Consider the following 11,035-nt stretch of genomic DNA (forward strand, 5'->3'; position numbering starts at 1 on the left):
GTACGCCGAGCAACGAGTCGGTACCCGTGCGCTGCGCTCGTGCCGCCATGGGCGCGAAGAGGAGGAGCAGAGCCGACGCACCGTGGGCTGCCCACAGGGCGCGACGACGGAGGGGCAGGCCCCCTGATCGCACCAGGCAAAATGCGCCTCCAGAGCGCGAGTCGGTTGAAGTGCGCCACCACGTGCTCACAGGGGCGCATCATGCGAGGCAGCAAGATCGAGTCAGTTGAACAGCTATTCATATGAAAGGAGAGCTAGCGTGAGCACGCGCCGGGTGCAATCCCGTCGCCGAGGGCCATCCATGAGCGCCGCAAAGACGTCGAATCGGGGGCGGATGATGCCAAGCGGGCGACCCGATCACAATATCTGGATCAGCTTACGGGGTGGCACGTCATGTTCGACATCCGAGATGCACGCTGGACCGGAGTATCACTCATGACACACGGGCTAGCGCGTCGGCGGCTACCCGCGCCGCAACGGCTCGGGGCTGTCCTCTTCATGCTCGCGATAGTTCCCACGGGATGACCCGCTGCGAACACATCGCGCCACACGCGCCGCGCGCCTTAGGTCCGATCGCTGGCGACGAAGCTCTGCTGGATAACGGGGGCGACGCGAGCATGACGCTGCGTCCGCAACCTGATCGCCCGTTGCTTTGCGGGGAACACCTTATTGGTTTTCTGCAGGTAGCCCGACGCCTCCCCACCGGCGCGCCAATGCGTTGTGGATCGGGGCGAACACGAGGCCAGCGTATGCCCCGTAGAGGAACGCCTCGACCAGCCCAATAAGCAGTCCGGACGGCGTGAGCCAGGTGAACCCCGGCAAGAGGACGCCGAGGGCGCGGCCCATGTGCAGCGATTCGGGTGCAATCAAACCATAGAGCACGCACGTGATGAATATCACGGCCCCGAACACACCCAAAGACCAAGCCAAGACCTTAGTGTTTATCATGATTGGTGGCCGCTCCATCCCGGGGGTTATCGAAATTGTCCGTTGTCAGGTCCGGCGGTCGCACGCCTGGTCGCAGAAGCCCGGCCACCCACTTGCCACGCCGCAGTTGCTCATGGGAACTCCTGGCAGACGCCCAGGGCCTCATTCGTCATCCGGATGGACCGACTGGCGTCCCGCTCCGTCCCCATGAGGGCACGGATTGCATCGATGGTCTCGGGGACCACGATGGCCTGATTATCCACTTGATACGCATAGAGGAGTTCCTGACCCTCCACCGCCAGGATGTCTTCCCAGATTGCCACCTCCCACATGTCACCCCGTGGCCGTCCGATTTCCTTCATGATCTCGGCGGTGACATTGAGCGCCTCGACCCCATCATCAACCCGGACGAAGGCGATCCGCGGGACCGCTCGAAACGCGGCGAGCACTTCATCCCGACTCGCAATGCGAGTGAGATCAACCATCCAATGGTGCAGGTGGGCGACATTCTGCGGGGATTTCGATGCCATCGTGATGACGTCGAGCCCTGGGATCACGGTCTTCGCGTCGGGCCCTTGGTGGCTCGGAATGTCCGGCTCCGGAACCATCGTATTCAGGATGCCTCCCCGATGGCTCTCCCAAGGATCGGTGGCTCTCCGCACCAGCACACCTCGCGCGCGTCGGAGAAGCCCTGCCTGCTGCAGCGCGAACAACGTGCGCACCGTGGCCGTGGTGTTGCACGACACCACGCGGGTCATTCGGCGATCGAGTGCGGAACTGTAGTTGGCGCTCGCCACGAAGCTGTGACCTGCGAGCTCATGCGCTGAACCACCCTGAAAGATGGCTCGGATTCCTGCCTGCTCATACCGAGGCTTGTTGCCGGCATCCACACCTTTCGGCGTGCAATCCACGACGATGTCGGCCACGTCGAGCAGGGCATCGAGATCGCCGCGGGGTTCAAATCCGCGGGCGATCATCTCGGTGTGCGCAGTGGTCGTGGCCGCAAACAGTGGGAAACCCCGGCGGGCCGCGATGCGACCACGCCAATCGGTCGCCACATCGGCGACCCCCACCAGCTCCATGTCGGCTTGCAGCACCACTGCGTCCGCCACGCGGCGACCGATCACGCCATATCCATTGACGGCAACTCTGATCACGGTGCCTCCAGCTTCACCCGCTTCAGCAGCTGCGCATTGACGGCCACGACCACCGTGCTCGCCGACATCAGCACCGCACCCAGCGCCGGTGTGAGGAGGATGCCCCACGCGGAGAGGACTCCGGCCGCCAGCGGAATGGCGACGATGTTGTAGCCTGCCGCCCACCAGAGGTTTTGCAGCATTTTCCGGTAGGTCGCTCGTGACAGCGTAATGATCCGCGGAATGTCCCTGGGATCCGAACGCACCAACACGATGTGCCCGGCCTCCACCGCCACATCCGTACCCGCACCGATCGCAATCCCGATGTCCGCCGTCGCAAGCGCTGGCGCATCGTTCACCCCGTCGCCCACCATGGCCACCTTTTTCCCCTGGGCCTGCAGTTCCTTCACCTTGGCGGCCTTGTCGCCCGGGAGGACCTGGGCGAAGACCGTGTCGATCCCCAATTCGGCGGCCACGGCGTCGGCCACCGCCTGCGCGTCGCCCGTCAGCATTGCGACCTCGATGCCACGCTCGTGCAGGGCCCTGATCGCCTCACGACTCTCTTCTCGGATCGCGTCGGCCACCGCGAACACCGCCATCGCCCTGCCATCCTTGATCAGATAGATGGCGGCCTGACCGCGGCTGGCCGCGGCGTCCGCGGCTTGCTGCAGTGGAGCTGACACCTGCGCGTTCTCGGTCGCGAGAAGTGCCGGGCCGCCGAGGTGATACTCGGCCCCGCCGACCAAAGCGGCGACGCCCTTGCCGGGGAGTGCGCGGAAACCGTTGGCGATCGTGACGTCGAGCTTCCGGTCAACCGCCGTCTTGACGATGCCTCGGGCAATGGGATGTTCGGATTCCGTTTCCACGCTCGCCGCGATCTGCAACATGGCGTCCTCGGTCCCCGCGTCAGCGACCGCCAAGTCCACGACGCGAAACTCACCCAGGGTGAGGGTTCCCGTCTTGTCGAAAATCACCGTGTTCAGGTTTCTGGCCTCTTCCAAACCGCGTCGATCACGCACCAGGAGACCGTTCCGGGCGCCCATCGTCGTCGAGATGGCGACGACCAGGGGCACGGCCAGCCCGAGCGCGTGGGGGCACGCAATCACCAGTACGGTCACGACGCGAACCATCGTGAAGTCGATGCTTGCGCCCAGCGACTGCCAGACAACGAGCGTGGCGATGCCGGAGAGGATGGCCACTCCGGTCAGGATTTGCGCCGCGCGATCGGCCAGGTGCTGCGCCCTGGACTTGGACTTCTGGGCGTCGGCCACGAGGCGCATGATGCCCGACAGCTTGGTCTTGTCGCCCGTCCCGGTGACTTCGATGCGCAGCGACCCCTGTCCGTTGATGGTCGCTGCGATGACGGGGTCCCCCTCCTGCTTCCGAACCGGATTCGATTCGCCGGTGATCATGGATTCGTTGAGATCGCTCTCCCCTTTCCGCACGATTCCATCCGCAGGCACTCGCTCACCGGGGCGAATCAGGAGCACATCTCCGTTCTGGAGCGCACTGACGGGTACCACTGTTTCAACTTCGCCAGTGAGCCGAGTGGCACTGTCCGGCAGCAGCTTGGCGAGCTCCTGGAGCGCACCCTGGGCTTGGAGAATCGAGCGCATCTCGATCCAGTGACCGAGCAGCATGATGGTGACCAGGGTGGCGAGTTCCCACCAGAGGGCATCGGCCGTGATCACGCCGAGCTGGACGACCCAGGAAAAGACAAATGCCACCGTGATGGCGAGGGCAATCAGCGTCATCATTCCCGGCAGACGCGCCGCCAGCTCCCGCCGTGCCCCATTCAGGAAAACCAACCCGCCGTAGAGAAACACCACCGTGCCCAGTACCGCTGGAATCCACGCCGAGCCGGTGAAGACCGGTGCCACATATCCCAGCAGCTCCTCGACGTGTCGCGACCAGACGACGACCGGCACGGTGAGAGCGAGCGAGAGCCAGAACCGATCGCGGAACATTTCCGGACGATGGCCGGCGTGCTGGTCATGACTTCCGTGTGGCGGATCGGCCTTCTCATGGGCGGCGTCCACGTCGGGGGAAGCGCTCGCCTGCATAGTGTGATGGCTGTGTTCCTGGCCTGCGTCCGTCATGTGAGCGATCCTCCAGTGGGTCGCGCGCTGCGTGAATCATCCGATGTCAAACAATGGCAAACCTGACGACTCATGGTCATGGTACGGCGTGCGCTGATCACTCAAGGATAGGAGCCGATTCGAAAGAGGCCATGACGAGAAGGTTAAGAAATGTTGATGCCCTGCCAGCATCGCCGAGTGTGGCACACTCCTCCGGGCCGTGTTCTCCCCCAAAGCAATTAGTCCCAGAGAGCGACTTTCTTCGCGCATACGCGCCCGACAAACTCAACGCTCCTTAATCTGTCCTTCATGGCCGCCACCCATCGTGCCTAATAGGTTTCTCGCCGGAGTTCGTCGCCTGGCCCTCGGCCGACAAGTCCATGAACGCGAGGAGGCAGTGAGTGCAGCAACTACCGCGGTGGGGACGAGCGTTGTGGATCATCGGGCTCTGGCTGCTCGCGCCGGCGGTGGCGGCGCAGACACCGACCAGCAGCGCAACGCGCGGTCTCTCCCTCGCCGACGTCTTCACGATCCTCGACAGACAGAATCCTCGCCTCGAGGCGGCACGCCAGATGGCCGCCGCCGCCGCGGCGCGCGTCGACCCGGCCCGGACGCTGCAAGATCCGCAAGTCCAGTTCGGCTTGATGAACCGGAATCTTCCTGGTTTCGGCCTGCAGGATCCGCTCGGCATGAATCAAGTGCAGGTGATGCAGATGCTCCCGATCGCCGGTCAACTCGGGCTGGCGGGTCGCGTGGCGGCGGCGCAGGCGGGGGCAGCGGCGAGCCGCGCCGCCGAACTGACTTGGGAACTTCGCGCTCGGGGCGCCATGGCCTTCTACGAGCTCTATCAGGTGGACCGCAGCATCGAAGTGGCGGTGGCCACCCAGGCGCTGCTCCGTGACATCGGCACGACGGCACGGACAATGTATTCTGTGGGCGAAGGGCGTCAGGCGGACGTGTTGCGCGCGCAAATTGAAGTCGACCGCATGACCGAGGAGATTGCGCGGATGCGGGCCATGCGTGGAGCCGCCGCCGCCCGGTTGAACGCCCTGCTTGATCAACCATCCAACACCCCGGTACCATCGCCCATCCTGCCAGCTTTTCCGGCAGACTTGGCGGTTGCCGACTCCCTCGAGCGGATGGCCCTTGACGGCCGGCCGATGCTCGCGGCCGGCGCACTCGAGGTCGAAGCTGCCCGTGCCGCGCAGCAACGAGCACGCCGGGAGATCTGGCCAGACCTCCAACTTGGCGTCATCTACGGCCAGCGACCGATGGCCATGGGTACCGAACGGATGATCAGCCTCATGGCTGGCTTCTCGGTCCCGATCTGGGCGGGACGGCGACAGTTCAAGATGCGCGATGAGGCCAGCGCGATGCGGCTTGCTGCGGAGGCGGAACTCGCCGCGATGCGCGCCGACACGAGGGGCCGTCTCGGGGAACTCCTCGCGTCGATTCGGAGGAGCCGAGACCTCCGGGCCGTGTATCAATGGACCAGCATGCCCCAGGCGCTCGCCACCGTCTCTTCCACGCTCTCCGCGTACCGGGTCGGGGATGTGGATCTACCGATGCTCCTCGATGCCCAGATGACCGTCAATCGCTACCGTCAACAGGTCTTCCAGTTGGAGGCCGAGGAGGGTGCTGCGCTCGCAGAGCTCGAGATGCTCCTTGGAAGGCCGCTGTTCGACCCCACGGTGTCCAATTCGGCCGGCGCGCCGGGAGAACGATAGATGACGACGCAGCACGATCCCCTGAATCCGGCCCCCGAGTCTTCGCCGTTCCAGACCGGCAATCGCCGTCGCCTCTCGCGTCCCGTCGCTGTCATGGGCTTCGTCGGCGTACTCGCGATCGCCGCGATTGTCACCTGGTACTTCAGTCGGCCATCAGCGTCCCCCGCCGAATCGGCCGCCCACAATCACGCCGCGACCCCGACCTCCGATAGTGCGCGTGCCGTGATGCTCTCCACGGAAGCAGCCCGACGGATCGGCGTCACCTACGCCCCGGTCATCCTCGGACCGCTGGACCGCGTCGTGCGGACGGTGGGCATCGTGACATACGACGAGACCATGCTCAAGTCGGTCACCGCCCGCGTGGATGGCTGGGTCGACCAACTGCATGTCAATTTCACCGGGCAGGCGGTCCGTGTGGGAGAGCCGCTGTTCGACCTGTATTCGCCGATGGTGGTTGCCGCCCAGCAGGAGCTGCTCCTCGCCCGACGGCTCAATCGCGATCTGTCCACCGGCACCTCGGAGGCCGTCCAGAGCTCCGATGATCTGCTCCAATCCGCCCGGCGCCGACTCTTGTACTGGGAGATCCCGCCGGACCAGATCCGTCAGATCGAGGAATCGGGCGAGATCCGCAAAACGGTGACGTTCCGATCCCCGGTGAGCGGCGTGGTCATCGAGAAGTCCGTGCTTGCCGGGCAGCGCCTCATGGCCGGGGAGGCGGTGTATCGCATTGCCGACCTGAGCATCGTGTGGCTGGACGGCGAAGTGTACGAGCGGGATCTGCCCTCGGTGCGGCTCGGTGGGCAAGTTGTCGCCGAATTTCAGGCCCTCCCCGGTGACATCCGAACCGGCCGGATCTCGTACATCTATCCCACCATCAATCCTGAAACCAGGACCGCTCGCGTTCGCGTCACCCTCGCGAACCCGGGCCTCCTCCTCAAGCCGGGGATGTATTCGACCTTCAGTTTTGCGGCGGCCTCCGAGCCGGTGCTGAGCGTCCCCCGCTCGGCGATTCTCTCGACCGGCAAACGGAACCTCGTGTTCGTCAAGATGCCGGACGGCATGCTGGTGCCCCGGGAGGTCAGCCTCGGCCAGGCGACCGACGACCGACTCGAGATTCTCGCGGGTCTGGTGGTGGGTGATACGGTGGTGAGTTCCGCCACCTTTCTGGTGGACGCAGAATCCAATCTCGGCTCACTGCTCGGCGGCATGGGCAACATGCCGGGAATGGATGTCACCGCGCCGGCAGCGCCCGCCGCACCACCGCCCGCCGCCGATCCCGGATCCAGCATGCCGGGGATGGACATGACGGCGCCCAAGGTCCCCCCGGTGGCGAAGCCGTCGCCGCGCCGGGTCGCACCAACGCCAGCGCCAACCAAGGACTCGACGAAGGCGAAGGCAGCGGAGAACGAGCACACCGGGCACAAGATGCCCGAGGGGAGCTGACCGGCCGTGCTCAAGCGCATCATTGACTGGTCGACCGCGAACCTGCTGCTGGTTTCCCTGTTCACGCTCGCCGCCATCGCCGGCGGCATCTGGGCGGTCAAACAGACACCGCTGGAGGCACTGCCCGACCTGAGCGACGTGCAGGTCATCGTGCAAGCCGAGTACAATGATCAGGCGCCACGCATCGTGGAGGATCAGGTCACCTACCCGATCGCGGCCGAGATGCTCAAGGTGCCTGGGTCCCGCACGGTCCGGGGCTACTCGTTCTTCGGCATCTCGTTTGTCTACATCATCTTCGAAGACGGTACCGATCTCTATTGGGCGCGTTCACGGGTTCTGGAGTACCTCAACGGTATCCAGGGGAAGCTGCCGGCGAATGTGACACCGACCCTCGGGCCCGATGCCACCGGTCTTGGCTGGGTGTTCCAGTACGCGCTCGAAGACACCACCGGACAAAAGAGCCTGGCGGAGCTGCGGAGTATCCAGGACTGGTACCTCCGGTATGCCCTCACGGCCGTCCCGGGCGTCTCCGAAGTTGCGACCCTGGGGGGGTTCGAGAAGCAGTACCAGATCGATCTCGACCCCGCGAAGCTGCTGGGGTTTCGGATCCCGATCACGGCGGTCATGTCGGCAATTCAGAACGCCAATGCCGACATCGGGGCGATGGTCGTCGAGCTCTCCGAGCGCGAGTACATGGTGCGGGGACTCGGGTACCTCAAGTCGATCGACGATATCGAGAATGTTGTGGTGGGTGCGACTCAGAGCGGGATACCGGTCCGAGTGGCCGAACTCGGTCGCGTGAGCGTCGGTCCAGCGGTCCGACGAGGGGTCGCGGAGCTTGACGGGCGGGGCGACGCGGTGGGCGGCATCGTGGTCATGCGGTTTGGCCAGAATGCCCTCGCCACCATCGCACGCGTCAAGGCCAAGATTACGGAGGTCCAGCAGGGCCTCCCCGCTGGCGTTGTACTGACGCCGGTCTACGACCGGAGCGACCTGATCCAACGGGCCATCGACAATCTCCGTGGCAAGTTGCTTGAGGAGAGCCTCGTCGTCGCCTTGGTGTGCATCGTCTTTCTGCTTCATGCCAGGTCAGCGCTGGTGGCCATCATCACCCTGCCACTCGGGATCCTCATCGCGTTCATCGCGATGCGATGGGTCGGGGTTGGCGCTGACATCATGTCATTGGGGGGAATCGCGATCGCCATTGGCGCAATGATCGATGCGGCGATTGTCATGATCGAGAACATGCACAAGCACCTCGAACGCGCCGTGGATGCGCGGCACGTTGCCCTGGGACACCCAGCGGCTGGCAAATCACTCGACACGTCGATCTTGACCACGGCGGAGCGTTGGCAGGTAGTTCGAGAATCGTCCAAGGAGGTCGGGCCTGCGCTGTTCTTCTCGCTGTTGATCATTACCGTCTCCTTCGTCCCGGTGTTTGTGCTGGAAGGACAGGAAGGCCGGCTGTTCAAGCCCCTGGCCTTCACCAAGACGTTCGCGATGGCCGCGGCGAGCCTGCTGTCGGTGACCCTTGTGCCGGTGGCCATGGGAATCTTCATCCGGGGCAAGATCTACCGAGAGCGGGCGAATCCGGTCAATCGCCTGCTCATTGCCCTGTACCGACCAGTCATCACCTTCGTGTTGCGGCAACGGTGGCCGGTCATCGGTGCGGCGTTGGTGGGGCTGATCCTGACTGCCATCCCGTGGTCCCAGATCGGGAGCGAGTTCATGCCGCGACTCGATGAGGGGACCATCCTCTTCATGCCGACGACCCTGCCGGGGGTCAGTGTCGCGCGAGCGCGCGAGATTCTCCGTGTCCAGGACGGCATCCTGAAGAGTTTCCCGGAAGTGGATCACGTCTGGGGCAAGGCAGGAAGGGCGAATACCGCGACCGATCCGGCGGGGCTCGATATGGTGGAAACCACGATCACCTTGAAGCCGGAATCGGAATGGCGAGAGGGGATGACCTACGACGCCCTGGTGGCCGCCATGGATTCGGCGGTACGGCTTCCCGGAATCACCAATGCCTGGACGATGCCGATCAAGGGACGTATCGACATGCTCGCCACGGGCATCCGGACCCCTGTCGGGATCAAGCTCTTCGGCCCTGACCTGGCTGAGCTCGAGCGGCTGGGCAAGGAGGTCGAGCAGGTGGTGCGGATGGTGCCGGGAACGCGAAGCGCGTTCGCGGAGCGGGCGGTTTCCGGCTACTACCTCGACATCGACATCGATCGGGCGAAGGCGGCGCGGCACGGCTTGAACGTCGGTGACGTGCAGACCGTCATCGCTACCGCCGTCGGCGGCATGACGATCACCCAGACCGTGGAGGGCCGCGAGCGCTACGGCGTGCGCATCCGGTATCCCCTCGAGCTGCGCGACAACCCCGAGCGGCTCGCCTCCGTCCTGATTCCCGTCGCCCATGGCATCGGCAGCGACGCCAGCCCTGATGTCGGCATGCCGACCGGAATGGGGGCACCCGGCGCCACGGCTGGTGAGGGAGCGTTCGTCCCGCTCGGGCAGATCGCCACGATCCGGCAGGTGGCGGGTCCCATGGTGGTTCGCACGGAGGGCGCCCAGCCGACGGCGTGGGTGTTCGTGGACGTAGTCGGGCGGGACATCGGCAGTTACGTCGCGGAGGCGCAGCAACAGGTGCAACGCGCCGTGTCGCTCCCTCCAGGCTACTCTCTTGTCTGGAGTGGCCAGTACGAATACATGCAGCGCGCCAAGGAACGGATGAAAGTGGTCATCCCCGCCACCTTGGCGATCATCTTCTTGCTCCTCTATTTCAACTTCAAGAGCGTACCAGAATCGCTGATCGTCATGCTCTCGCTGCCGTTCGCGCTGGTCGGCGGCATCTGGTTCATCTGGCTCCTCGGGTATAACTGGTCGGTCGCCGTGGCGATCGGCTTCATCGCACTCGCCGGCGTTGCCGCCGAGACCGGGGTGGTGATGCTGATCTACCTTGATCACGCGTGGGCAGCGCGCACGGCCACCGGACACCGGCCGTCGCTTCGCGATCTCTACGAGGCGGTCATGGAGGGTGCGGTGGAGCGCGTGCGCCCCAAGATGATGACCGTCACCGCGATCATGGCGGGATTGCTCCCCATACTCTGGGGTTCCGGGGCCGGTGCCAGTGTGATGAAACGCATTGCGGCCCCCATGGTCGGGGGCATGATCAGCAGCACGGTGTTGACGCTGATCGTGATTCCGGCCGTCTACTCGCTGTGGAAGGAACGGGAGGTGCGGGCGGCGACTTCGAACGAACGGACGGATTGACGGGATGTCCCACGCGGCCGACTTCAAGGCCACCAGTTCGATTGCTCTGCATGCCCACCGGCTTCCGGACCATCATGGAAGCCGCGGTCATCTCTTCGGCTGATCATCCACGTATTGCCTGGACCAGGGCGGTGCGCACGCCGCCGCAGAGCACATCCAAACGCTGAAAGAGTGTATCAAGAGCTGCGCGAAGTGCACGACGGCGATGCAGGAGATGTCGCCGTCCGTCGGTGCCGTGTGCCGTGAGTGCGCCGAGCGTTGCAACACGTGCGCCGACTCGTGTGCAGCATTCGGCGAGGATGCAACCATGCAACGGTGCGCAGAAGTATGCCGGGCATGTGCGCAGGCCTGCGAAGCAATGGCCTGAGCGGCAGGCGCGACAAATCGATCGGACCGGCGAGACCCCTTCCTTCGACGGTTCCGCTCGGTTTCGCCGTGCGTGTCGCAC

General features: G+C 64.7%; 6 protein-coding genes. 4 read left to right on the forward strand and 2 right to left on the reverse strand.

The window, feature by feature from the left end; translation table 11 throughout:
- Nucleotides 1-1,058 precede the first annotated feature (1,058 nt).
- Nucleotides 1,059-2,084, reverse strand: a complete 1,026-nt coding sequence (locus tag IPG05_15785; protein ID MBK6496535.1) for a type II glyceraldehyde-3-phosphate dehydrogenase — start codon at nucleotides 2,082-2,084, stop codon at nucleotides 1,059-1,061.
- A complete protein-coding gene (locus tag IPG05_15790; protein MBK6496536.1) occupies nucleotides 2,081-4,030 on the reverse strand; it encodes a copper-translocating P-type ATPase in 1,950 nt (649 codons plus the stop codon). The genes IPG05_15785 and IPG05_15790 overlap by 4 nt, the downstream gene beginning before the upstream one ends.
- A 9-nt stretch (nucleotides 4,031-4,039) precedes the next feature.
- On the opposite strand from IPG05_15790, the gene IPG05_15795 reads away from it, so the two are divergent.
- The 4 genes from IPG05_15795 (at nucleotide 4,040) to IPG05_15810 (ending at nucleotide 10,587) form a co-directional block, all read left to right on the forward strand.
- Nucleotides 4,040-4,228, forward strand: coding sequence for a hypothetical protein (locus IPG05_15795; protein MBK6496537.1), 189 nt, complete (start codon nucleotides 4,040-4,042; stop codon nucleotides 4,226-4,228).
- 314 nt (nucleotides 4,229-4,542) lie between these two features.
- Nucleotides 4,543-5,868 carry a TolC family protein gene (locus IPG05_15800; GenBank protein MBK6496538.1) on the forward strand — a complete coding sequence of 442 codons (1,326 nt, stop codon included), beginning with the start codon at nucleotides 4,543-4,545 and terminating at the stop codon, nucleotides 5,866-5,868.
- Nucleotides 5,869-7,311, forward strand: coding sequence for an efflux RND transporter periplasmic adaptor subunit (locus tag IPG05_15805; GenBank protein MBK6496539.1), 1,443 nt, complete (start codon nucleotides 5,869-5,871; stop codon nucleotides 7,309-7,311).
- Between the two features lie 6 nt (nucleotides 7,312-7,317).
- The gene (locus IPG05_15810) at nucleotides 7,318-10,587 is read left to right on the forward strand and encodes an efflux RND transporter permease subunit (protein MBK6496540.1); all 3,270 of its coding nucleotides are present in this window, start codon (nucleotides 7,318-7,320) and stop codon (nucleotides 10,585-10,587) included.
- Nucleotides 10,588-11,035 lie beyond the last annotated feature (448 nt).

It is taken from the genome of Gemmatimonadota bacterium (genome assembly GCA_016704275.1).
Classification (GTDB): Bacteria; Gemmatimonadota; Gemmatimonadetes; order Gemmatimonadales; family GWC2-71-9; genus Palsa-1233.